At 72.7% G+C, this 23,014-nt stretch carries 18 protein-coding genes; 7 read left to right on the top strand and 11 right to left on the bottom strand.

Annotated elements, in window-relative coordinates; translation table 11 throughout:
- Positions 1-174 precede the first annotated feature (174 nt).
- Positions 175-1,377, top strand: coding sequence for an MFS transporter (locus tag JD78_RS02785; RefSeq protein ID WP_153359971.1), 1,203 nt, complete (start codon positions 175-177; stop codon positions 1,375-1,377).
- Here JD78_RS02785 and JD78_RS02790 read toward each other — a convergent pair.
- From JD78_RS02790 to uxaC, 3 genes are read right to left on the bottom strand one after another with little or no spacing between them, the layout of a single operon-like run.
- The gene (locus JD78_RS02790) at positions 1,374-2,942 is read right to left on the bottom strand and encodes a gluconokinase (RefSeq protein ID WP_208103963.1); all 1,569 of its coding nucleotides are present in this window, start codon (positions 2,940-2,942) and stop codon (positions 1,374-1,376) included. The genes JD78_RS02785 and JD78_RS02790 overlap by 4 nt on opposite strands.
- A complete protein-coding gene (locus JD78_RS02795) occupies positions 2,939-4,312 on the bottom strand; it encodes a mannitol dehydrogenase family protein (protein WP_228395131.1) in 1,374 nt (457 codons plus the stop codon). The genes JD78_RS02790 and JD78_RS02795 overlap by 4 nt, the downstream gene beginning before the upstream one ends.
- Positions 4,309-5,727, bottom strand: a complete 1,419-nt coding sequence (uxaC, locus tag JD78_RS02800) for a glucuronate isomerase (protein ID WP_153359969.1) — start codon at positions 5,725-5,727, stop codon at positions 4,309-4,311. Before uxaC ends, JD78_RS02795 begins: the two co-directional genes overlap by 4 nt.
- Positions 5,728-5,857: 130 nt before the next feature.
- Here uxaC and JD78_RS02805 point away from each other — a divergent pair, with 130 nt between their 5' ends.
- Positions 5,858-7,147 (top strand): lactate racemase domain-containing protein, encoded by a 1,290-nt coding sequence (locus JD78_RS02805; RefSeq protein WP_153359967.1) that lies wholly within the window; start codon positions 5,858-5,860, stop codon positions 7,145-7,147.
- Here the strand turns inward: JD78_RS02805 and JD78_RS02810 are convergent.
- Positions 7,048-8,151: a LacI family DNA-binding transcriptional regulator gene (locus tag JD78_RS02810; protein WP_228395130.1), complete on the bottom strand. Its 1,104-nt coding sequence runs from the start codon at positions 8,149-8,151 to the stop codon at positions 7,048-7,050. The two genes, JD78_RS02805 and JD78_RS02810, sit on opposite strands and share 100 nt — an antisense overlap.
- Before the next feature lie 300 nt (positions 8,152-8,451).
- Between JD78_RS02810 and JD78_RS02815 the strand changes: the two genes are divergently transcribed.
- Positions 8,452-10,722: a glycoside hydrolase family 3 C-terminal domain-containing protein gene (locus JD78_RS02815; protein WP_153359963.1), complete on the top strand. Its 2,271-nt coding sequence runs from the start codon at positions 8,452-8,454 to the stop codon at positions 10,720-10,722.
- Between the two features lie 28 nt (positions 10,723-10,750).
- On the opposite strand, the gene JD78_RS02820 is transcribed toward JD78_RS02815, so the two are convergent.
- The 4 genes from JD78_RS02820 to JD78_RS02835 all read right to left on the bottom strand — a co-directional run bounded on the left by JD78_RS02820 (position 10,751) and on the right by JD78_RS02835 (position 14,623).
- Positions 10,751-11,821 (bottom strand): IS110 family RNA-guided transposase, encoded by a 1,071-nt coding sequence (locus JD78_RS02820; protein WP_153360098.1) that lies wholly within the window; start codon positions 11,819-11,821, stop codon positions 10,751-10,753.
- A 306-nt stretch (positions 11,822-12,127) separates the two neighbouring features.
- Positions 12,128-12,712: a TetR/AcrR family transcriptional regulator gene (locus JD78_RS02825; RefSeq protein ID WP_166520939.1), complete on the bottom strand. Its 585-nt coding sequence runs from the start codon at positions 12,710-12,712 to the stop codon at positions 12,128-12,130.
- A 126-nt stretch (positions 12,713-12,838) separates the two neighbouring features.
- The gene (locus JD78_RS02830; RefSeq protein ID WP_153359959.1) at positions 12,839-13,579 is read right to left on the bottom strand and encodes an SDR family NAD(P)-dependent oxidoreductase; all 741 of its coding nucleotides are present in this window, start codon (positions 13,577-13,579) and stop codon (positions 12,839-12,841) included.
- Between the two features lie 384 nt (positions 13,580-13,963).
- Complete coding sequence (locus JD78_RS02835) at positions 13,964-14,623, bottom strand: TetR family transcriptional regulator (protein ID WP_153359957.1); 660 nt, start codon at positions 14,621-14,623, stop codon at positions 13,964-13,966.
- Positions 14,624-14,847: 224 nt separating this feature from the next.
- Between JD78_RS02835 and JD78_RS02840 the strand changes: the two genes are divergently transcribed.
- The 4 genes from JD78_RS02840 (at position 14,848) to xylA (ending at position 20,129) form a co-directional block, all read left to right on the top strand.
- Positions 14,848-16,971 (top strand): ABC transporter permease, encoded by a 2,124-nt coding sequence (locus tag JD78_RS02840; RefSeq protein WP_208103964.1) that lies wholly within the window; start codon positions 14,848-14,850, stop codon positions 16,969-16,971.
- Positions 16,972-17,425: 454 nt separating this feature from the next.
- Positions 17,426-17,599 carry a hypothetical protein gene (locus JD78_RS21645; protein WP_208103965.1) on the top strand — a complete coding sequence of 58 codons (174 nt, stop codon included), beginning with the start codon at positions 17,426-17,428 and terminating at the stop codon, positions 17,597-17,599.
- Positions 17,600-17,966: 367 nt separating this feature from the next.
- Entirely contained in the window at positions 17,967-18,860 is an 894-nt protein-coding gene (larE, locus tag JD78_RS02850) for an ATP-dependent sacrificial sulfur transferase LarE (RefSeq protein WP_228395129.1), read from the top strand.
- Positions 18,861-18,938: 78 nt separating this feature from the next.
- Complete coding sequence (gene xylA, locus JD78_RS02855; protein WP_166520940.1) at positions 18,939-20,129, top strand: xylose isomerase; 1,191 nt, start codon at positions 18,939-18,941, stop codon at positions 20,127-20,129.
- 85 nt (positions 20,130-20,214) lie between these two features.
- On the opposite strand, the gene larB is transcribed toward xylA, so the two are convergent.
- The 3 genes from larB to larC all read right to left on the bottom strand — a co-directional run bounded on the left by larB (position 20,215) and on the right by larC (position 22,931).
- Positions 20,215-20,895: a nickel pincer cofactor biosynthesis protein LarB gene (gene larB, locus JD78_RS02860; protein ID WP_153360624.1), complete on the bottom strand. Its 681-nt coding sequence runs from the start codon at positions 20,893-20,895 to the stop codon at positions 20,215-20,217.
- A gap of 81 nt (positions 20,896-20,976) precedes the next feature.
- Positions 20,977-21,471, bottom strand: coding sequence for a GtrA family protein (locus tag JD78_RS02865; RefSeq protein WP_243730964.1), 495 nt, complete (start codon positions 21,469-21,471; stop codon positions 20,977-20,979).
- Between the two features lie 251 nt (positions 21,472-21,722).
- Entirely contained in the window at positions 21,723-22,931 is a 1,209-nt protein-coding gene (larC, locus tag JD78_RS02870; protein WP_153360627.1) for a nickel pincer cofactor biosynthesis protein LarC, read from the bottom strand.
- Between the last annotated feature and the right edge of the window lie 83 nt (positions 22,932-23,014).

Raw genomic sequence — 23,014 nt, forward strand, 5'->3', positions numbered from 1 at the left:
CGGGCAGCGGTGAGCGCCGACCCTTCGGGCCCCGGCGTACCGGCCGTGGTCGGAGCAGCCCCGCCCGCCGTGCTGCCCGATGCTCCAGCCGCGCGGGGCGCGGCTCCGCGCCCGCCCCGCCCGCGCGCGGAGGACGACGACCGCCCGCGGGTCCCGGGCTGGCAGGTCGTCGCCATGATGGTGGCCACCTTCGGCAGCTCGATGGCCCTCATCGTGCCGATGGCCTTCTCGCTGGCCCTGCGGGTCGACGAGCTGGCCCCCGGGCGGGAGGAGGTGCTGGGCTACCTGATCGGCATCGGGTCGGTCGTCTCACTGCTGGCCAACCCCCTGGTCGGCACGGTCAGCGACCGGACCAGGTCCCGCTTCGGTCGACGCCGGCCGTACCTGCTCGCGGGCAGCCTGGTCGGCACGGTCGGGACGGCGGTGATGGCCTGGTCCGCCACGGTGCCGATCTTGGGCCTGGGGTGGGTGCTGACCACCGTCGGGTGGGGCACCGCCCTGGGTGCCATCTCCAACGTGCAGGCCGACCGGCTGCCGCGCTCGCAGCGGGGGCGGGTGTCCGGGCTCACCGGGGTCACGACCCAGACCGCGCCGGTGCTGGGCGTGCTGCTGGCCGGTGCGGTGAGCAGCAACCAGGTGCTGCTGTTCGCGCTGCCCTGTGTCGCCGGTACCGCGCTCGTGCTGCCCTACCTGCTCGGCGTTCGGGAGACCGACAGTCGCGGTCCGGCGCCGGCGGACCGGCTGACCGTGGGGCGGCTGCTCCGCTCCTACGGCTTCGACCCCCGGGCGCACCGGGACTTCGCCTGGAACTGGCTGGGTCGCTTCCTGTTCTTCCTCGGTCTCTCCATGACCACCACCTTCGCCACCTTCTTCTACGCCCAGCGGCTGGACGTGGACATCCCCGGCGTCGCGGGCTTCCTCGCGGTCACCGCCGCGTGCGGGGTCCTCACCGCGCTCGCCGGCGGACTCGGTGGAGGGTTCCTCTCCGACCGGCTGGGCCGTCGCCGGGTCTTCGTGTTCCTCGCCGGCGGCGTCTTCGCCTCGGGTGCAGTGGTGTCCGCCTTCGCGGACAGTTACGTGCTCCTCCTCACCGGGTCGTTGCTGGCCTCGCTCAGCATCGCCGCGTTCGCCGCGGTGGACCAGGCCATCGTGCTCGACGTGCTGCCGCACCGGGACACCCAGGCCGGCCGCTACATGGCGGTGGTCGGGTTCTCCCAGAAGATCCCGAGCGCAGTGGGCCCGCTGGTCGCCCCGCTGGTCATCTCGCTCAACGCCTCGAGCGAGGGGGGCAACTACACGCTGCTCTACCTGACCGCCGGTGCGCTTGGTCTGGTCGGGGCCACGCTAATCGCCCTCCGGGTCCGCAGCGTCCGCTAGCTCACCGTGAACGCCGGCGCTGTCAGGTCGCCGGAACGGTCGCCGGCGAGCGCACCGGCCGCCGCGGCCACCCCGTTCGCCAGCCCGGGCAGGCGTTCGCGCAGTCGCTGGAAGACCTGGACGTGCTCGGGCGGTGCGACCACGGTCGCTCCCTCCCAGGCGCTGGGGCCGGTCAGCAGCGCCGCCGCGTCGACCAGTCGCTCGACCCGCCCCAGCGCGAACAGCCCCAGTGCGGCGGCACCGAGTGCACCCCCCTCCGCATCGGACGTGAAGGTCACTGGACGGTCGAGCGCGGCGGCGACCACCGTGCGCCACAGCGGCGCCCGGAAGGCGCCGCCGGTCGCCCGCACCGTCGTCACCGGCTCCAGCCGGTCGACCAGATCGACCACCGCTGCCAACTGCAGTGCGACCCCCTCCACAGCAGCCCGGATGAGGTGCGCACGGGTGTGGTCCCGCCGCAGTCCGAGGTATGCGCCGGGTAGCTGCGGGTCCCACAGCGGCGCGCGCTCCGCGACGAGGTACGGCAGCATCACCAGCCCGTCGCTGCCCGGCGGTGCCTCAGCGGCCATGCCCAGCAGCGCCTCGTCCGATCCGGAAGTGCCCGCGGTCGTGGCGACGTCCGGAGCGAGCCCGTCGGCCGCCCAGCGGACCACGTGCGCCCCGTTGCTGATCGCGCCACCGACGACCCAGAGCTCGTCGGTGAGCGCATAGCAGAAGGTGCGCCCGTCCGGATCGGTCAGCGGACGGTCGACGACCATGCGCACGGCGCCGCTGGTGCCCAGGTTCAGCCCGGCCTCCCCGGGGGCGACAGCCCCGGTGCCCAGGTTGCCCAGCGGACCGTCGGCCGCCCCTGCGACGACCGGCGTGCCCGTCGGCAGCCCGGTCGACGACATCGTCTCCGGGGTGGTGCCGAGCACGGTCGTCGTCGGGCGGACGTCGGGCAGTTGCCACCGGTGGACGGCGGCGAGTTCGAGAGCTGGTCCGTACCAATCGCCGGCGCGCAGGTCCAGCATGCCGGTCGCCGACGCCGAGGACAGCTCGGTCATCAGCGTGCCGGTGAGGCACAGCAGGACGTAGTCCTTCAGCCCGATCCACCAGCGGGCCCGTCGGCAGGTGCCCGGATCGTGGCGAGCGGCCCAGCGCAGCTTGGTCAGCGGGGACATCGGGTGCACCGGCGTCCCGGTGACCTGGTGCAGATCCACGGCGACGGAGGTGACGCGCAGCTCGCTCGCCTCCGAGGACGCCCGCGAGTCGGCCCAGGTGATCAACGGGGTGATGGGGCGGCACTCGTCGTCGAGTGCGAGCAGGCCGTGCATGGCCGTCCCGACCGAGACAGCGGCCACCGGCACGCCGGCCACGGCGACGCACTCACGGAGCGCCTCGACCGTCGCCGCGACCACGAGATCGGCGTCCTGGATCTGCCAGCCCGGTCGGGGCTGCAGCAACGGGTACTCCCGCACGGCAGAGCAACGCCAGGCGCTCCCGACCCCGAAGGCGACGGCCTTCACGGCCGTCGTGCCGACGTCGAGGCCGATCACCACCTCGGCCGGTCGCAGGGCGGTCACCGGTGTCCGGAGAGGTCCGCCACCCGGCTTCGGACGGCTGTCACCAGTTCGGCATCGTCGGCGAGCGCCGGATCGAGTGCCGCCAGCACTGCCGGGACCGATTGGGGGAGTGGCGCCTGGGCCGCCGGCTCCAGCTCAGCCGCCCGCACGTCGCGGACCGGGAGCCCGGTGCCGCGTAGGTGCAGCAACCACGCGGCCAGGACCGTCACGACGACGTCGGGGCGATGGCCGGCGTCCAGGTCTCGGTGGAGCACCGGGAGGAGCCGGACCGGCAGCTTCTGTGAGCCGTCCGTGGCGATCTGGCCGAGTGCGTGCCGCATCCGGGGGTTCGCGAACCGCTCCCGCAGGGCCGCGCAGTAGCGCTCGGCATCTCCCGGGGGGAGGGACAGGTGAGGGGTGCAGGCCCGCCACCACTCGTCGAGCAGGGCAGCACAGTGTGGATCCGCCACCGCCTCGTCGACAGTCGTGTGCCCGCGCAGCGAGCCGACGTAGGCGAGCAGCGAGTGGGCGCCGTTCAGCAGCCAGAGCTTGCGCTCCTCGAACGGCTGGACCGCGTCGGTGAACACCGCACCGGTGTCCTCCCACGCCGGTCGCCCGCCCGGGAACTCGCCGGCGATCACCCACTCGCTGAAGGGTTCGGTCACGACGGGGCTCCGGTCGTCGACGCCGGTGGCCTCGAGCACCGCCCGACGATCGGCATCGGTCGGCTCGGGGGTGATGCGGTCGACCATGGTGGTGGCGGTGGAGACCCGCTCGTCCATCCAGTCGAGCAGCGACGGGTCGACCAGTTCGGCCAGGTCCCGCACGACGCGGGCGAGCACGCCACCGTTGTCCGGGAGGTTGTCGCAGGGCACCAGCGTGAGCGGGCCCGCGTCGGAACGGCGCCGGGCCAGCAGACCGGCCAGTACCCGTGCCGGTACCGACCTCACCGGTGCGGTGGGATCGTCCCGGAGCACCGTCAGGTCGCGGCGCACCACCGGATCGTCGGCGTCCAGCCCGCCGCGAGCGTTCCGGAGGTAGCCCGCCTCGGTCACCGTCAGGGTCAGCACCCGGACGTCGCCGGAGGAGAGGTGCGCCAGCCAGGCGTGGTGGTCGCTGGCTGCGTGCGCCCGGCTCACGGACCGGACGACGTCGTGTCGGTCTCCCTCGGCTGCGCGGGTCACCAGCGTGTAAAGGCCCTGCTGGGCACTCAGGGTGTCCGCCAGGTCCGGTCGGCGCCCGGTGAAGCCGGCGAAGCCCCAGGGGTCGTCGCCCGCGGCCCGGTCGGTGTACCAGGCCTGGTGGGCGCGGAAGAAGCTGCCGAGGCCCAGGTGCACCGCACGAACCGGCGGGGCCGCGACGCCGCCGCGGGTCAGGGACTGCGCGGTCACAGCTTGAAGACCTCGCGCGGTCGGCCGTCCACCAGGTCGACGACGGTTTCGAGCGCCTCGTCCTCGTCGAGCAGGTGCTCGGACACGAGTCGCGCCAGGTAGCCGCTGTCGAGCCGTCGCGACATGTCGTGGCGGGCCGGGATGGAGCAGAACGCCCGGGTGTCGTCGATGAAACCGGACGTGCGCCGGAACCCGGCCGACTCGGTGACCGCGTCACGGAAGCGCCGGACGGCCCCAGGTGCGTCGAGGAACCACCACGGGGCACCGACGTACACCGACGGGTAGAAGCCGGCCAGCGGGCCGAGCTCGCGGGAGAACACCGTCTCGTCGAGGGTGAACAGCACCAGGTGTAGACCTGGGTGGGTGCCGAACCGCTCGAGGAGCGGCCGGAGGGCATCGGTGTACTCCATCCGCAGCGGGATGTCGTGCCCGGTGTCCGGCCCGTGTGACGCGAGTGTCGGGGCGTGGTGGTTGCGGCGGACACCGGGGTGCAGGGTCATCACCAGACCGTCGTCGCAGGACATCCGGGCCATCTCCAGCAGCATGTGCCGGCGCAGGGCGAGGCACTCGTCCGCCGTTGCGTCACCGCTCAGCGCCGCTCGGTACAGCTGCTCGGCCTGCCCCGGGGAGAGCGGATCGGTCCGCACGTCCTCGTGGCTGTGGTCGGCGGAGGTCGCGCCGTGGGCGGCGAAGTGGGCGCGCCGCTGCTCCATGGCGGTGACCCACCCCGACCAGCTGCCGGTGTCGGTGCCGCTCACCTCACCCAGCCGGGACACCGCGGCAGCCCAGCCCGGAGCGGAGACCTCGAGGTAGCGGTCCGGGCGGAAGGTCGGTACCACCCGGCCCGGGAAGGAGTCGTCTGCAGCCAACGCCGCGTGCGCGGACAGGTCGTCGCAGGGGTCGTCGGTCGTGGCGAGGAACTCGATGCGGAAGCGCTCGAACAGCGCCCGGGGCCGGTACGCGTCCTTGGTCAGCCGTTCCGCGACCTGGTCGTAGATGTCGTCGGCGGTGTCGGTCGACGGCTGCACGCCCACGTCGAAGACCTCGGCCAGCTCGGACTCCAGCCAGTAGCGGGTCGGGGTCCCCCGCAGCACGTGCCAGTGCTCGCAGAGCCGCCGCCAGACTGCGCGCGACTCGGACTCCGTGAGCTGCCCGCGTCCGACACCGAGGTCGCCGAGCGGGATACCGGAGGCGTGCAGGAGCCGGGTCACGTAGTGGTCCGGGGTGACGAACAGGCTCGCCGGGTCACGGAACGGGACGTCGTCGGCGAGCATCTGCGGGTCGACGTGGCCATGCGGCGACAGGATCGGCAGGTCGCGCACGGCGTCGTACAGCCGCCGGGCGATGGCCCGGGTGCCGGGCTCGGACGGCAGCAGTCGATCGGGGTGCCGGGAGAGGACGGCAGGTGCGGGCATGACGGTGATGCTCGGTGTGACGCGGACAACTCGGCAAACGGTTGTCGCCTGTTGCCGCGTCGTCCGGTCGGTTGCCACCTGTTCCAGCCGGGCCTTGTCGCCGTGTCCGCCCTCGTCGCATGGTCTGACCATGACGTCCCCGCTCGCCGCCACGGCTGACCTGGCCCGGCAGGCCGCCCTGATCGGCGGACCCGACGGTGTCCTGGCGGAGCACGAGGTGACCGCGTTCGTCCGCGAGCAGCTGGCCGGGCAGGACCTGGACGGCCGCAGCGTCTGCGTGGTCATCCCCGACGCGACCCGCAGCTGTCCGTTGCCGCTCCTGCTCAGCGCGGTGCACGGCGCGCTGGTCGGACGGGTGACCCGGCTGACGGCGTTGATCGCCTTGGGCACGCACGCACCCATGTCCGAAGCCCAGCTGGCGCGACACCTCGGCTTCCCCGCAGGTGATCTCGCGGCCCGCTATCCGGGCATGGCACTGCTGAACCACGAGTGGGCCGATCCGGCCACGTTCGCCTCGTTGGGGGTCATCCCGGCGTCGCGCGTCACGGAGCTGTCCGACGGGCGACTGCGCGAGAGCGTCGACGTACGGCTCAACCGGGCCGTCGTCGAGCACGACGTCGCGCTCGTGGTCGGCCCGGTGTTCCCGCACGAGGTGGTCGGGTTCTCGGGGGGCAACAAGTACTTCTTCCCGGGCGTCGCAGGACAGGAGATCATCGACCTGTCGCACTGGCTGGGCGCGTTGATCACCAGCGCCGACATCATCGGTACCCGGGGCATCACGCCGGTCCGAGCGCTCATCGACGAGGCGGCCGCCCTCATCCCAGCGGAGCGGCTGGCCCTCTGCGTGGTCGCCGAGTCGGGGAGTGGCGCGCTGCACGCGGCGGCGTTCGGGGAGCCGCGGGCGGCCTGGGCGGCCGCGGCAGGGGTGTCGGCCGAGACCCACGTGCGCTACCTGGACGCGCCGGTGCGGCGGGTCGTGTCCGTGGTGCCGGACAAGTACGACGACATGTGGACCGCCGCGAAGGGCTTCTACAAGGTGGAGCCGGTGGTCGCCGACGGGGGAGAGGTCGTCATCTACGCCCCGCACATCACCGAGATCTCGGCCATGCACCCGGAGATCAACGAGATCGGCTACCACTGCCGCGACTACTTCGTCGCGCAGTGGGACCGGTTCTCGCACCTCCACTGGGGAGTGCTGGCCCACTCCACGCACCTGCGCGGCGCCGGCACCTACGACTCCGTTCACGGAGAGCAGTGCCGACTGAGGGTCACCCTGGCCACCGGCATCCCCGAGGAGATCGTGCGGGGGGCGAACCTCGACTACCTCGACCCAGCCGAGGTGGATCTCGCCGCCGCGGCCGCGGACCCCGGGATGCTGTTCGTGCCCGAGGCCGGTGAGGTCCTCTTCCGCTTGCGCTGAGCCGTCGAGCCACGGACCACCAGCAGGGTCGGCAGCACCGCGGACAGACTCTGCTGCCGCCGACCACTCTCGATGAGGGTCAGCAGGTGCTTCGTCGCCGTCGAGCCCTCGGTGTAGAGCGGTGCCGCCACCGTGGTCAGCCCGGGTGAGATCAGCTCGGAGGCGAAGATGTTGTCGAAGCCGATGACGCTGACGTCGCCGGGTACACGGATCCCCCGAGCGGCAAGACCCCGGATGACCCCGATGGCCAGCTGATCGTTGTAGGCGATGACCGCCGAGGTCGGGTTCCTGGTGAGCACCTCGGCCGCCTGCACGCCGCCCGGGACGTCGGGCGAGAACGGACCGATGCGCCGCACACGCAGGGAGTGGTCGGGTGCTGCTTCCAGCAGTGATCGCCAGCGCATGCCGTCGGCCCAGGAGGCCTCCGGGCCGGCGACGTACGTGATCGACCCGTGCCCCAGGCTCGCCAGGTGCTCCGCGGCCTGGCGCATGCCCCGAGCGTTGTCCGGGACGACGGAGGGCACGTCCACGATCGCTCGGTTGAGCACGACGACCGGCTTCTGCTTGGAGACCATCCGGATGGCCGAGTCCGACAGGCGTGAGCCGGCGAGCACGATCCCGTCGACGCTCGGGATGGCGCGTTCGATGGCCGCCCGCTCCAGTCGTTCGGACTCCTGCGCGTCGGTGAGCAGCACGGTGAAGCCAGCGTCGGCGGCAGCGGCCTGAGCTCCCCGGATGACCTCGGAGTAGAACGGGTTGGCGACGTCGGACACCACCAGTGCCAGCATGTGGCTGCGGGCGGTGGACAGGGCGCGGGCGAGCGGGTTGGTCCGGTAACCGAGTTCTTCGGCCACCTGGCGGATCCGTTCCGCCGTCTCCGAGTTGACCCGTCCGGGACGCGAGAAGGCGCGGGAGACGGTGGACGGCGCCACGCCTGCGGCCTTGGCGACGTCGTAGATCGTGGTCGCCCGGTGCTCCCGGTGGCCGGCCTCCGTGGGCTCCACTGCCCTCACCCCTCTGCCGACTCGTCGATGCGCGCGCTCTCGGCAACCGGTGGCCGCCAGCGTTGCCCCAGTATGGCCCGGATCACCTGAGGGTCGTGCCGGGGGAGGAGGGGTGAGCGCCACGTCCCCAGCGGGAGTCGGGAAGGATGCGGGCGTGGGGGCCCGCCGAGCTCCACGACAACTCATGGCACGAACTCAGCGCTCGTGCCGGCCGATGTGCAGCATGGAGCTGCCCGAATGCGCGCACGGATCGAGCACTCGCCGCCGGCCGGGCCGGCCGGACACCCTGGAGACCCCTGCATGGACCTCGGCATCTCGACGGCCGTCACGGACCTGACGCTGGCGCAGCGGGCTGCGCTCGGCAGTGGAGCCGACATGTGGACCACCGAGGCTGCCGGGTCGGTGCCCCCCGTCCGCCTCGCGGACGGTCCGCACGGATTGCGCACCCAGGCGGGGACCGGTGACCACCTCGGCATCGGCGCCAGCGTGCCGGCGACGTGCTTCCCGCCCGCGGTCGGGCTCAGCCAGAGCTGGGACGTCGCGCTTGTCGAACAGGTCGGTGGGGCTCTGGGTGACGAGTGCCAGGCGCAGGGAGTGGGAGTGCTCCTCGGTCCCGGGGTGAACATCAAGCGCGACCCGCGGGGCGGCCGGAACTTCGAGTACTTCTCGGAGGACCCCCTGGTGAGCGGGGTTCTCGGCGCGGCGTGGGTCCGCGGCGTGCAGAGCCGGGGCGTGGGCACTTCGCTCAAGCACTTCGCGGCCAACAACGCCGAACACGACCGCATGCGGTCCAGCTCGGACGTCGATGAGCGGCCCCTGCGTGAGATCTACCTCCGAGCTTTCCAGCGGGTGGTCCAGGACGCGCGTCCCTGGACGGTCATGTGCTCCTACAACCGCGTCAACGGCGTGTACGCCGCGGAGAACCGGTGGCTGCTGACCGAGGTCCTCCGTGGCGAGTGGGGTTTCGACGGTGCGGTGGTCAGCGACTGGGGTGCGGTCCGGGACAGAGTGGCTGCCGTGGCGGCGGGGTTGGACCTGGAGATGCCCGGGGGTGGAGGTCGCACAGATGCCCAGGTGGTCACCGCCGTCGGGGCGGGCGCGCTCGACGAGGCCGTCGTCACGCGCTCCGCTGAGCGCGTCGCCGAGCTGGCTGGTCGGGTGGCGGCGGGACGCCGGGACGGCGTGACGCTGGACGAGGAACAACACCACGCGCTGGCCCGGGACGTGGCCGGGCGCTGCATCGTCCTCCTCAAGAACGATGACGGGGTGCTCCCGCTGGCCGCTGAGGCGTCGCTCGCGGTCATCGGTGAGCTCGCGCAGGTGCCGCGGTACCAGGGCGGCGGGAGCTCGCACGTGAACGCCACCCGGGTCGACGTCCCGCTCGACGAGATCCGCGCGCTGGCCGGTGGCGCGGTGGAGTTCGCCACCGGCTTCACGACCGACGGTTCCGGTGATGCTGGGGTTCTGCGAGACGAGGCCGTTCGCGTTGCGGCTGCCGCGGACGCCGCCGTCGTCTTCCTCGGGCTGGCCGCCCGCCAGGAGTCCGAGGGCTTCGACCGCGAGCACATCGAGCTCCCGGCCGAGCAGGTGGACCTGCTCGCTGCGGTCGTGGCGGTGCAGCCGCGCACGGCGGTCGTCCTCTGCCACGGTGGTGTCCTCAGACTGGCCCCGGTTGCGGCCGTCGCCCCGGCTGTCGTGGACGCCGCCCTGCTCGGCCAGGCGGCCGGTGGTGCCGTCGCCGACGTGCTGTTCGGGGTCGTCAACCCCTCGGGCCGGCTCGCCGAGACCGTGCCGCTGCGGCTGCAGGACTCGCCCGCCTACCTGGCGTTCCCCGGGGAGCACTCCCACGTCCGTTACGGGGAGGGCCTGTTCGTCGGTTACCGTTGGTACGACGCCCGGGAGATGGACGTGACCTTCCCCTTCGGTCACGGGCTCTCCTACACCACCTTCGAATACGCCGGGTTGGCGCTGGAAGCAGCCGCGGAGGGGATCCGCGCGCGGGTCACCGTCACCAACACCGGGCGGCGGGCGGGCCGAGAGGTGGTCCAGTTCTACGTCGGAGTGCCCGGATCGGCGGTCACCCGCGCCATGCGTGAGCTCAAGGGCTTCGTGGTCGTCGACCTGGCGCCGGGGCAGGGCGCGACGGTGGACGTGCTGCTGCGGAGGGACGACCTCGCGTACTGGGACACCCGCCTCGACCGCTGGGTGGTCGAGGGAGGTGCGTACGAGGTGTGGGCCGGCGTGTCCAGCCGCGATCTCCGGGTGCACGGCTCGGTCGACGTGGCCGGGGACCCGGTGCACGTGCCCCTGACCCTGGACTCGACACTCGGTGAGGTCATGGCGGACCCGACAGCGGCGGCTGCCCTCGGGCAGGCGCTGAGCGGCATGCTCGGTGGTGGGGCAGTGGCTGCCGCCACGGGGGCCGACCTGGGTGTCGACCTCGCCAGGATGATGGCCTCCATCCCGCTGGGGCGGGTGCTGGGCTTCTCCGGTGGTCAGGTGGGGCCGGAGCAGCTGGAGCAGTTGCTCGCGGCCGCCAATGCGGCCCATGACGCTGACAGCGGCTCATGACCCCGGACTGAGATGCTCCTATGCCTCGTCAAGCAGTCAGCACGTGGTGGATCTCGCGGGCGATGTAGCGCTTGAGGCAGCGGATGATCTCAAGGTTGCTCAGGCATTCGGCTCGTCGTCGGGCGGCGTAGTCCTGGGTCGGTTGGTGGGATGAGAGCCGGACCAGGGCGATGATGTGCAGCGCGTAGTTGGCGTGCCGATCGCCGCCGCGGTTGAGCCGGTGGCGTGTGGTGCGTCCGCTGCTTGCCGGTAGTGGTGCGGTGCCGCAGAGTTGGGCGAAGGCTGCTTCGGAGCGCAATCGGTCGGGGTTGTCCCCGGCGGTGACCAGCAGCTGGGCGGCGACCTCGGTGCCCACGCCGTAGACGGCCATCAGCGCCGGAGCGGTGGCGGTGACCAGCGGCCGCAGCTCGGTGTCGATGTCGTTGATCTCTTCGCCGAGTGCGGTGATGCGCCGGGCCAGTCGGCGCAGGGTCAGCTTCGTGGCTGCGGTCACCGGGTCGGCGAGGTGGGTGAGGCGGGTGTCTGCGCGCAGCCGCCGGCAGGTGGCCAGCAGCTGGCGGGAGGTCAGCCCGGTCAAGGCCTGGCGCAGCTCGGCCGGGCCGGTGAGCACGAGCGCCTTGAGCTGGTTGATCGCCTGGGTGCGGGCCTTGATCGCGCTGCGCCGGGCAACTCGCAGCGTGCGGATGGCCTCGACCCGCCCATCGCGGGTCTTGGGTGTGCCGGTCGCCGCGCCGGAGAGCACCGCGGCGGCTGCGGCGTAGGCGTCGATCGGGTCGCTCTTGCCGCGCTGCCGGCGGGTCTTGCGGTCGGGGCGGTCGACCTCGATCACCACCTGCCCGGCGGTGCGCAGATGCCGGGCCAGACCGGCGCCGTAGGCGCCGGTGCCCTCCACGCCGAAGCCGACCACCTCCCCGTGACCTTGTGCCCAGACGAGCAACTGCTGGTAGCCGGCCGGGGTGGTCGGGAAGCCGGCATCGGCCAGCGGCCGCCCGACCGCGTCGATCACCGCCGCATGGTGGGTGTCGCTGTGGGTGTCCACCCCGACGGTGACCACCGCTGAGGGCACCGCCTGGTCGACAACTGGTGAGGTGCTGGTCATGCTCGTCATGTCGTCTCCCGCTCGCACCGGTGATGGCGATGCGCGGCCGGGCGGGCTGGTCGGACAAGACAGTGACGGGCGCCTCTCGCACAGGCTCCTATGAGGTCACGGCCGCCCGTCCGGACGTGCGCACCAGCGGCACCAGGAGCCGCCGACAGATCTCAGCCAAGACAACCTTCGCGTCGGTCAGCACACCGGGTCAGACGACCCCCGATGACGCCAACCCCATCCTCACTGTCGGCCGCCGGGTCCGCGTTCAGCACCGACCTGCCGGAGAGCTGACGCCACCGAGCAACCGGGCAGCGGTCACCCGTCGATGCCGCGGGCTGCGGCGACCCCGTCGTGCCGCGGACGCAAGGACACGGGGGTCGGGTGCGAGAGCGTCAGCTGCAAGGCGCCGCCGTAGAGCTCGACGACGCTCTCGGCCGGTGCGGTCGCGAGGTAGTCGTCGTCGTACACCGACAGTGCCACCATCAGTCCGATGAACTGCGCGCAGAAGAGGTGGGCGCGCAAGGCGGCGTCAGGGCCGGGCAGGGCAGCTTCCAGGGGTCCGGACAGCTGCGTGGCGATGGAGTTCCTGAGCGTGGCGTGGATGTCCGGCCGACCCGAGGCGCGCACGATCGCGCCGAAGGCGCGGTGGCCGTGCCGGTGGCCGTCGAGGATGGCCCGCACGGCCCGGGTCCCGAGCTGGTCGAGCGGGCCGTCCAGCACGTCACCCCAGCTCGCGTCGGCGCCGACCGTCTCGATGAAGAGCTGCTCTTTGCTCCCGAAGTGACGGATCACCAGCGCGGGGTTCACGTCGGCATCCGCGGCGATGTCGCGGATGCCGGTCGCCTCGAACCCGTCCCGGCCGAAGAGCACGCGGGCTGACGCGCGGATCCTGCTCTTCACGGCGGCGGAACGGTCCAGCCGGCCCGGTTCCGGCGGGACCGTCGGCGGTGCGGCCATCTGCTCGACTCCGATCGTCGGTGGCGCGCCACGGTACCGGGGGGCCGGCCACCATCGGAGAGAAGCAGCTCAGACCAGGTACCGGCCGCCGTTCACACTGATCGTCTGCCCCGTGACGTAGCCGGCCTCGTCCGATGCCAGGTAGGCCACGGCGTGGGCGATGTCCTCCGGCTTGCCCGCCCGCCGCATGGGGGTGGTCGTCGCGTGGTCGTCGACGTCGACCGGCGACTCGCGCAGCATCGGGGTGTCCACGAATCCCGGGGGCACGTTGTTCACCGTGATGCCCGCGGGGGCGTACTCCATCGCGAGCGCCTTGGTGAACCCGATGACGCCACCCTTGGACGCGGCGTAGTGGCCCATCGCGGGCGCTCCGGTCTGCGCCGACGACGAGGAGATGTTGATGACGCGGCCCCAGTGGGCGGCCAGCATGTCGGGCAGCAGTTCCTGGGTGCAGAGGAACGGGCCCTTCAGGTTGATCGTCATCATCCGGTTCCAGGACTCCTCGGTGATGCTGAGGAACGGTTCGAACCCGCTGATCCCCGCGTTGTTCACCAGGATCGTCACCTGACCGAGCTCCTGGCGCGTCCGAGCAGCCGATGCCGCGATCGTCGCCCGGTCGGACGCATCGCCCGAACACGCGATCGCGGTTCCTCCGGCGGCCCGGATGGCTGCAACGGTCTCATCGGCCCCATCGGCGTTGAGATCCCAGACGGCCACCGCGGCTCCCTGCGCCGCGAGCGTCGTGGCGATCGCGCGACCGATCCCACGGCTACCGCCGGTCACGACCGCGACTCGTCCGTTCAACGACATTTCTGCTCCTCGGCTCGGTGGTCGAGCGGGTGGGTGCCCGCTCGGTGCCCGACCAGGAGTAAACGTTGTTTACATCGAAAGTCAAGACGAACGGACCCGATGGGTGCTCGGCACCTGATCGGAGAGGACTGCTTCCGACGGGTGTCGACAGGTGGTTCCAGCGACCGCGCCGCGGGGGTGAGCAAGCGGTCGGTGGAGAAGCTGGGCCGGCGGTGGCCGGCAGTGGCCGGCAGTGGCCGGCGGCGCGGTGGCGGGGCAGGAAGGGGGCGGGAGGCCGGTGGCCCTGTCCCGCGGCGCTGTTGGCGCCATCGGGCGCCAGGTCGTCGGTCGGCTGTGGACCGCCGAGCGGCTCGACTCCGTCCGTCGCGGCACGACCCCTGCCCGTTACAGCACCGGGGCGGCCCGGTGGTCGGTGAGGCCCAGGGTGGGGCGGTGTCGGTGAGTGATGGGAGCCGACAGCATCCCGGCGATCGCGTCGGCGAGGAAGTCGCCCACCTCGTGCCAGGAGGTGATCGTGCCGTCCCGCTCGGACTGTTTCTCGACGTCCGCGCACGTCGTCGAGACGATGCGGGTCATCAGCCGAGCCCGCCCCGTGATGACGTGTCGGTCCAGGTGGTGGAGGCGGTCGACCGCGGAGTGCACGATTGCTGCCGCCGACGGGGCCAGGCTGGCGGACTCCCGCAGGAGGTCTGCGGTGGCCGGGTCGTGCAGCGCCTGGGCGAGGAAGCGGGCGCGGCTGCTCGGCTGGGGCAGCGCGGCCAGTGCGTCGGTGAACGGGACCACCAGGCTGCGGACGTCCCCGAGCACCGAGTCGGACCGGGCGAACATCGCCCGTCGCGGCTCCTCCAGGGGTGCGAGGTGGCGGGTGATCAGCGCCTGGAGGAGACCTTCCCGGCCGCCGAAGTAGTACCGCACGGCGGAGTGGTTGGTGTTGCCCGCGCTCTCGGCGACCTTCCGGTCGGAGGCCTGGGCGATCCCGGACTCGGCGAACAGGCGCTCGGCCGCGTCCAGCAGGGCCGTGCGGGCAGCGTCGGACCGTGCCACCTGGGTGCCTCCTCGGCTGACATCGTGCGTTGTGACCGGCGTCAAGCTAGCCGGCTGCTGACTTCCTAAGTCACATGACTTACATTCAGTTCGTCTCATCCCGGGTGCACGCGTCCCGGCCCCGCCGCCGCAGCCGGAGCCGGTCACCTCACCGATGCTCGCCCGCCCTCGTCAGGAGCAGTCGCATGGAGCCCATCGCCGCCTCGTCAGCTGCCGGCCCCCCCGTGGCCGGCCCCCCGGAGGAGGACCGGAAGACCCGGATCGCGCGGTACGTCTTCCTGTTCCTCATCCCCTTCCTCATGGTCACGATGATGTACGCGACGTACGTCGGGACCATGCACGCACCGCAGCCGCGGGACATGCCCGTGGCCGTGGTGGGCGTCGGCGCCCAGGCGGAAGCGGTCGTGGACTCGCTCGCCGCCGTCCCGGACGACGCCGTGGACCCGCGTCTGGTCCGGTCGGCGGACGAGGCGATCGCACTGCTGGAGAGCCGTGAGGTCGTCGGCGCGCTGGAGGTACCGCAGCCGGGGACCGACGCGGCGGTCCTCTACACCGCGAGCGCGGCCGGGCCCTCGCAGGCGACCACGGTTCAGCAGCTGCTCGCGCCGGTCGCCGTCCAGCAGGGCTGGAGCATCGAGCCCCGGGACGTCGCCCCGCTGAACCCGGGTGACTCGTCGGGCACGGCGGTGCTCTTCGCCGCCATGGGGATGATGCTGGCCGGGTACGTACCGCTCAGCGTGGTCCTGCTGGGCCTGCCGCACCTGCTGGCGGTCCGGCGGTTCGTCCCCGTGCTCCTGGGCTGGGCGGCCGGGACGAGCGCGCTCATCTGGCTCATCCTCGGGCCGATCGTGGGTGCCGTGGACGGGCACTTCCTCGGGTTCTTCGGCGTCGGTGTGCTGGCGGTCGGCGCGGTCGGGGCGGCCCAGCTGCTGTTCACCAAGCTGATGGGTCCCCTCGCCGTCCTCATCGGCATGCTGCTCTACGTCGTGCTGGGCATGCCGGCCTCGGGTCTGGCGCTGTCGGTCGACGTCATGCCGGGGTTCTTCTCCTTCCTGCACGGCGTGCTGCCGCTCCCGGCCGCGGGCGAGGCGCTGCGCTCGCTCGTGTACTTCGACGGCGACGGGCTCGGCCGGCACCTGCTCACGCTCACGGGGTGGGTCGTGGTGTCGCTGGGGCTGTCGCTGCTCAAGGAGCGCGCCAGCGGCTTGGCGGTCCCCGGCGCCCCGCCGGTCAGCGACCCGGACGCGCCGCTGCCGGCGCTGGCCGGCGGCCCGCTGCGGTCCCTGCGGTTCCGCTACGTGACCGCAGCGGCGTTCCCGCTGTCCATCCTGGTCATGGTGGTCGGCCTGATGAGCTTTGCCATGCACGAGCCGACGGTGCGCGACCTCCCGGTCGCCGTGGTCGCGCCGACGGAGGAGCAGGCGGAGCAGGTGGCCGACGGTCTCCAGTCGAGCCTGGGGTCGATGGTCGAACTCCAGGTGGCCGGATCGGTGGACGCCGCAACCGACGCCGTCGTCGACGGCGAGGTCGTCGCCGCCTACGTGCTCCCCGCCGGCCCGGGCGAGGACGCCACGCTCTACACCTCCGCGGGCGCGGGCGTGAGCCAGCAGAGCGTCGTGCGCGCGGTGTTCGGCCAGGTCGCCGCCGGGCAGCAGGTGCCGCTCACCGAGACCGACCTGACGCCGCTGACCGACTCCGACACCATGGGCAGCAACAGCATGTACGTCGGGATGGCCTGGATCATGGCCGGTTTCCTGATCATGGCCGTGTTCCGCGGTGGGGCTCCCGAGCTGACGCGGTCACGCCAGTTCCTGCCGCACCTGGCCGGCTGGTCGGTCGGGATGGCCGTCTGGCTCTGGTTCCTCTTCGACGTCATCATCGGCGCGGTCAACGGCAACGCCTGGCAGATGATCGGCTTCGGGGCGGCGACCATCTTCGCCATGGCCGCCGTCACTGGCGTCTTCACCCGCACGCTGGGGCTGGCCGCGATCGTGCCGGTCATGGTCGTGCTGATGCTGGCCGGCGTCCCGGCCTCGGGTGGCGGGCTGTCGCTCTACATGGTCCCCGAGCTCTTCCGGGGCCTGTCGGGCGTGCTGCCCCTGCCCGCGGCGGTGGACGCGGCCCGCTCGCTCGTCTACTTCGACGGCGCCGGAGTCGGGCGCGACCTGTTGGTCATCGCGGTCTGGGGCGCCGCGGGCGTGCTGCTGAACCTGGTCGTCGACCGGTGGCTGCGGCGCCGGGAGGACTCGCCCGGCGTGCCGGGGCCGGAGAACCCGATGCCGACGCCAGGGACGGCGGGCGCGGATCGGGACGACGCCGAGCAGCTCCAACACGCCGGCGCGCGCTGAGACATCGGTGCGGAAGGTCCGGGCCGGCGGGTGAGCCAGTTCAGGAGTGCCGCGGTCCGTGCCAGACGCGGGTCGCGACCTCCGGAGGGCCGGTGGGTCAGGGGGACCCCGAGCACGGCTCCCCCTGATGCTGCGCCGGCCGTCCCGCGCTCCGGCACCGAGGACCGAGGTGCCACGAGGCCGCTGGCCCGAGTGCTCAACCGGCTCAGCGGGGACGACCGGGTGGCACAGTTCACCCGGTTCGTCCTCGTGGGCGGAGTTGCCAACGTCCTCTACGCGGCATCGTTCCTCCTGCTCGCCGGCCTCGGCAGCCAGCCGGCCAACCTCGTCGGCGCGGTCGCGTCCTCCGCGCTGGCCAACGAGCTGCACCGCCGGCTGACCTTCCACGCCGGTGGGCGGGTCGGCTGGTGGCGCGCCCAGTACCAGGGGGGGCGGTCTGGCGCTCGGCGGGATCGTGGCGACCTCCACTGCGCTGGAGCTGTTCGAGACGCACGCCCCGGGGAACGGCGCGCTGGCCCACCTGACCGTCGTGGCTGTCGTGACCGGGGTGATCGGGCTGGTGCGGTTCACCGTCTTGCGGTGGTTGCTCGGAGCCGCGCCCGGTGAACGGACGACCGTCGCGGCATGACCCACCCGCGCCCCCGACTGCCTGATCACCACAGCCGGGCCGACCGGCGCCCGGGCAGCGACGTCCTGCACCGTCGCCCTCGCGCAGCCGCCCTCCCGGAACAGCTCCCCGGCGGGCAGCGCTGGTGACCACCCGTCTCCGATCGCCGGGCTGCCATCCGATCGTCGTAAGAGTGGTTCGCGCCCGCTGGCGTCACCTACCCGGGCGGCTCGGTCGGGGGCGAGCCGGGTCGGTGGTGCTTGCGAATCAGGGCGGGCGGAGGCAACTCATGGCATCCGCTCCCTGGCCCGGCCGCGCCCGCGCAGCATGGTCGGGGAGTCCGGGCCGAGCCGTTGGGTGTGGTCTCGTGGTCGGGTGAGGAGTGATCGTGACTGAGCTGTCGGACGTCGGCGACGACTCTCTCGGGCGCGGTCGTCCACCGTGCGGCACGAGGACGCTGGAACACCGGTTGGCCCTGCTGAACGCCGAGCTGGCCGCCGTGCCGGGGGTGCTGGTCGCCTTCTCCGGCGGCGTCGACTCCGGGGTGGTGCTGGCCGCTGCGGTGCGGGCGCTGGGAACCGACCGTGTGGTCGCGGCGACCGCGGTGTCGGCCAGCCTGCCCGCCGCCGAGCGGGCGGCAGCCCACGAGTTCGCCGTGGGCCTCGGGGTCCGTCACGAGCAGCCGCGCACCGACGAGCTCGCCCGCCCCGGGTACGTGGCCAACGCCGGTGACCGCTGTTCCTTCTGCAAGAGCGAGCTGGTGGAGGTGCTCGCCCCGCTGGCCGCCGGGCTGGGCATTGCCGACGTCGTGACCGGCACCAACGCCGACGACCTCCGCGCCGGGTTCCGCCCGGGCATCCGGGCCGCCGCCGAGCGGGGCGCGTGGGCGCCGCTGGCCCGGGCCGGGATGACCAAGGACGACGTCCGCGCCGCCGCCCGACGCTGGGGGCTGTCGCTGGCGGACAAGCCCGCCGCCGCCTGCCTGGCCAGCCGGATCACCTACGGCGTCCCCGTCACCGCCGCTGGCCTGGCGCGGGTCGAGCGGGCCGAGGCCGGGCTGCGCGCCGCGCTCACCGCCGCCGGCCTACCGGTGCGCAATCTCCGGGTGCGCGACATGGGAGAGGACGTGGCGCGGGTCGAGGTGGACGTCGCGCTGGTCTCGGACGTCAGCCCGGACCTGCTCGCCGCGGTTACCGGCTTCGCCCGGGTCGAGCTGGACCCCCGCGGCTTCCGCTCCGGGGCGATGAACGAGCTGCTGCCAGACCCCGTCCGCTACCGCTGAGCGGCCGCACGGCCGGCTTCGGCAAGTGACCGCCCGGTACACCTCCTGATCCACCTGCACTCGAGAGGAACTCCCCTGATGACCGACCTGAAGCCCACCCGCGAGGACAAGTTCACCTTCGGTCTCTGGACCGTGGGCTGGCCGGCGGCCGACCCGTTCGGCACCGCCACCCGTGAGCCGGTCGACGTGGTCGAGTCGGTGCACCGGCTCGCCGAGATGGGTGCCTACGGCGTCACCTTCCACGACGACGACGTGATCCCGTTCGGCAGCGACACCGCCGCCCGCGACGCGCACATCAAGCGCTTCCGCGCCGCCATCGACGAGACCGGCCTGGTCGTCCCGATGGTGACCACGAACCTGTTCACCCACCCGGTGTTCAAGGAGGGCGGGCTCACCGCCAACGACCGCGAGGTGCGTCGCTACGCGATGCGCAAGGTCATGCGGAACATGGACCTGGCCGCCGAGCTGGGCGCCCAGACCTACGTGCTGTGGGGTGGGCGTGAGGGCGCCGAGGTCGACATGGCCAAGGACCTCATTGCCGCCCTCGACCGCTACGCCGAGGCGATCGACACCCTGGCCGCCTACTCCGAGGCCCGCGGCTACGGGCTGCGCTTCGCGCTGGAGCCCAAGCCCAACGAGCCCCGCGGTGACATCTTCCTGCCCACCATCGGGCACGCGCTGGGCTTCATCGCCAAGCTCGAGCACTCGCACCTGGTGGGGCTCAACCCGGAGACCGGGCACGAGCAGATGGCGAACCTGAACTTCACCCACGGCATCGCCGAGGCGCTGTGGGCGGGCAAGCTGTTCCACATCGACCTCAACGGCCAGCACGGGCCGAAGTTCGACCAGGACCTGGTCTTCGGCCACGGTGACCTGCTGCAGGCCTTCTCCACCGTCGACCTGCTGGAGAACGGTGGCGTCGACGGGGCTCCGGCCTACGACGGCCCGCGGCACTTCGACTACAAGCCGCTGCGCACCGAGGACATGGACGGCGTGTGGCGCTCGGCCGCGGCCAACATGCGCACCTACCTGCTGCTCAAGGAGCGGGCCGCGGCCTTCCGCGCCGACCCCGAGGTGCAGGAGGCGCTGGCCGCCGCCCGCGTGCCCGAGCTGCGCCAGTCCACCCTCGGCGCCGGTGAGAGCTTCGAGGACCTGCTGGCCGACCGTTCGGCGTTCGAGGACTTCGACGCCGAGGCCGTGGCCAAGCGGGGTGCCGGCGTGGTCCGCGTCGACCAGCTGATGATCGAGCACCTGCTCGGCGCCCGCTGAAGGGCTTCAGGGCCTGCGGAGTGGGCGCGAAGGTCGCCCTGACCTTCGCGCCCACCACCCGGCAGGACAGTGCCCGGCACGGTCACTACGGCTGGGCGTGGGCCGATCGGGCGATGCGAGCGGCCGCGATGCCGGCGCCGAAGCCGTTGTCGATGTTGACCACCAGCACACCCGGCGCGCAGGCGGTCAGCATGGTCAGCAGGGCCGCGAGCCCCTCGAACGCGGCGCCGTAGCCCACCGACGTCGGCACCGCGACCACCAGCCGGTCGGTCAGCCCGGCGACGACGCTGGGCAGCGCACCGTCCATCCCGGCGACCACCACCACGGCGTCGGCCGCGGCCATGTCGGGAGCCACAGCCAGCACCCGGTGCACCCCGGCCACCCCGACGTCGTCCACCCGACGGCAGCCCACCCCGCTGGCGGCCAGCGTCGCGACGACCTCGGCGGCGACCGGACCGTCCGAGGTGCCCGCGGTCAGCACCAGCACCTGCCCGACCGGCGGTGGGGGAGTGCCCACCCAGGCGACCCGGGCGACCGGGTCGATGTGGGCGTCGGGCCAGCGGTCGCGTACCGCGGTGGCGGTCGCCTCATCAACCCGGGTCGCCCACGCCAGGGGCACGCCGGCGTCCAGCAGGCCGGCCAGGCAGCCGACCGTCTCGTCGGGCGTCTTACCGCCGGCGAAGACGACCTCGGGGGTGCCGGTGCGGGCGGCGCGATCGGGGTCCAAGCGGGCGAAGCCCAGGTCGGCGGTGCGCGGGGCGCTCATGTGCCCGATCCTCCCAGCCATCTCGACGGCGACCTCGCTGCCGTCATCTCCTCACCCTGGCATGGTGCTCGGCTCGGCTGATCAGGCGCAGCGCGGCCTCCGGGCGCCGAACGCCCAGCGGAGGGCGGCAAAGCGGACCAGTCCGATGGCCCCGGTCACCAGGCCGATGGTGGCGAGACCGATGACCGGGCTGGCCTCAGGAGCGAGGGCGCCGACCCAGCCCAGCGCCACCGAGGTCGTCGCCATCCCGGCGAGCGCCAGGCCGCCTCCCTCCCACTGTGCGGCGTGCCAGCTCACCCGCTGACCGGCCCGGAAGGTCAGGCGACGATGGAGCTCGTTGGCGACCACCGAGGAGGCGAGTGCTCCGACGAGGTTGGCCGCCTGGGCACCGGCGCCCGCCGAGAGGAGGAAGAGCAACGCGTACAGCAGGTTGGCGAGCCCACCCACGGCCACGAACCGCAAGAACTGGCCGGGGCCGTCGTCGCTGCTCACCCGGCACACCAGCCGCTCCGTCGCCCGGCGGATCGACGTCCGGGTCCGACCAGCGATCGTCGGCTGGTCGATCGAGGTCGTCACGGTCGGCGCTGCCCTTCGTGGGACCGGCTCCTGCCGCCGGTCGGTCACTGTCGAGCGTGCGCGCTCGGACGCCGCCGGGCGTCGTCCGAGCAGACCACCTCCCGCTGCTGCGTTCGCAGTAGCCGTGCGGCCGGGGTGGCCGCAGCACTCGCGGCCGGACCGGCAGTAGCCGCGCTGAGCTCGCTGTCGAGGACCGGGCTGCGTGCACCCGCTCCCTCGGCCATCGCCGTCCGTTCGAGGTCAGGCCTTCGTCAACGCTCTGGCACCGGGACGGAGTCTCCCCCGGAGGCGGGCGCTGGCGGATGGGTCCGGTGAGCGGCGGCGGTGGCGGCCCGCAGCACTTCCTTGACCGGCAACCCGCTCCGCCGAGCCAGGGCCGCGACGTCCTCGAACTCCACGCTCACGTTCACGACCTCTCCGGCGGTCGAGGCGACCTTCACCCCGACCCGTCCGCCCAGCACCTCGACGGTCGACTGCTGCCGGTCCAATGCGATCTTCTGCACCGGGCTCAGTCGCATGCCGATGCTCGTGGTGCTGCCGACGACGATGTCCTGCACGGCGGCGAGCGTCTCCGGGCGGCACAGCGCCGACAGGGTGTGGGCCGGTCGCCCCTTCTTCATCAGGATCGGGCTGAGCCAGGCGTCCGATGCCCCGGCGGCGAGCAGGTCGGCCAGCACGCCGGGCCACAGTCGGGGGTCGAGGTCATCGACGTTGGTCTCGAGCAGCAGGTTGTCGGGCTGACCGGTCTGGTGACCCAGGACCAGGCGCACCAGGTTGGGGTGCTCCCGGGGGTCGCGGCCGCCGGCGCCACTGCCCACCCGCTCCACCCGCATCGGCGGCAGGGTCGTCCAGTCCTGGACCCGTGACACCAGCAGGGCGGCGCCGGTGGGCGTGCACGTCTCGGCCGGCACCGACCCGGCGGTCACCGGCACCCCACGCAGCAGTTCCAGAACGGCGGGCCCGGGTACCGGGACGACGCCGTGCGCCCCGTGAACGGTGCCGCTGCCCAGGGCCACCGGGGACGCGGTCAGCCGTTCGAGCCCCAGGTGCTCGAACCCGGCCACCACCCCGACCACGTCGGCGAGCGCGTCCAGCGCCCCCACCTCGTGGAAGTGGACGGCGTCGGGCGGAACCCGGTGGACGCGCCCCTCCGCGTCGGCCAGTCGGGCGAACACTTCCAGCGCGCCGTCCCGGACCGGTCCGGACAGGGCCGCATCAGCCAGCAGCTGCCGGACGTCGGCCCAGGTGCGGTGGATCGAGGCCCCGGGAGCGCGCACGTGCACGCGAGTGGCGCCCAGCCCGTGCCGGGTGACCGGCTCGGCGGTGAGCACGACCGGTTCGACCGGCAGCGCCGCCACCGCGCGCGCCATGATCTCCAGCGGCACACCGCCGTCCACGAGAGCCCCCAGGAGCATGTCCCCGCTCGCCCCCGCGGCGAGGTCCAACCAACCGATCGTCATGGGTCTCATCCTCGTTCCAGGACAGCGCAGGATCACCCGCGTTGCCGGCAGTTGCTGCCCTTTCGCGGCGACCGCCGACCCGA

The sequence above is a fragment of the Modestobacter roseus genome (genome assembly GCF_007994135.1).
GTDB lineage: Bacteria > Actinomycetota > Actinomycetes > Mycobacteriales > Geodermatophilaceae > Modestobacter > Modestobacter roseus.

Excerpts from the sequence above, each read along its gene's own strand:
- uxaC (WP_153359969.1), bottom strand. The coding sequence starts at position 5,727 with ATGCCCGCACCTGCCGTCCTCTCCCGGCACCCCGATCGACTGCTGCCG.
- JD78_RS02815 (WP_153359963.1), top strand. The coding sequence starts at position 8,452 with ATGGACCTCGGCATCTCGACGGCCGTCACGGACCTGACGCTGGCGCAG.
- JD78_RS02820 (WP_153360098.1), bottom strand. The coding sequence starts at position 11,821 with ATGACCAGCACCTCACCAGTTGTCGACCAGGCGGTGCCCTCAGCGGTG.
- JD78_RS02805 (WP_153359967.1), top strand. The coding sequence starts at position 5,858 with ATGACGTCCCCGCTCGCCGCCACGGCTGACCTGGCCCGGCAGGCCGCC.
- JD78_RS02785 (WP_153359971.1), top strand. The coding sequence starts at position 175 with ATGATGGTGGCCACCTTCGGCAGCTCGATGGCCCTCATCGTGCCGATG.
- JD78_RS02830 (WP_153359959.1), bottom strand. The coding sequence starts at position 13,579 with ATGTCGTTGAACGGACGAGTCGCGGTCGTGACCGGCGGTAGCCGTGGG.
- larC (WP_153360627.1), bottom strand. The coding sequence starts at position 22,931 with ATGACGATCGGTTGGTTGGACCTCGCCGCGGGGGCGAGCGGGGACATG.
- xylA (WP_166520940.1), top strand. The coding sequence starts at position 18,939 with ATGACCGACCTGAAGCCCACCCGCGAGGACAAGTTCACCTTCGGTCTC.
- larB (WP_153360624.1), bottom strand. The coding sequence starts at position 20,895 with ATGAGCGCCCCGCGCACCGCCGACCTGGGCTTCGCCCGCTTGGACCCC.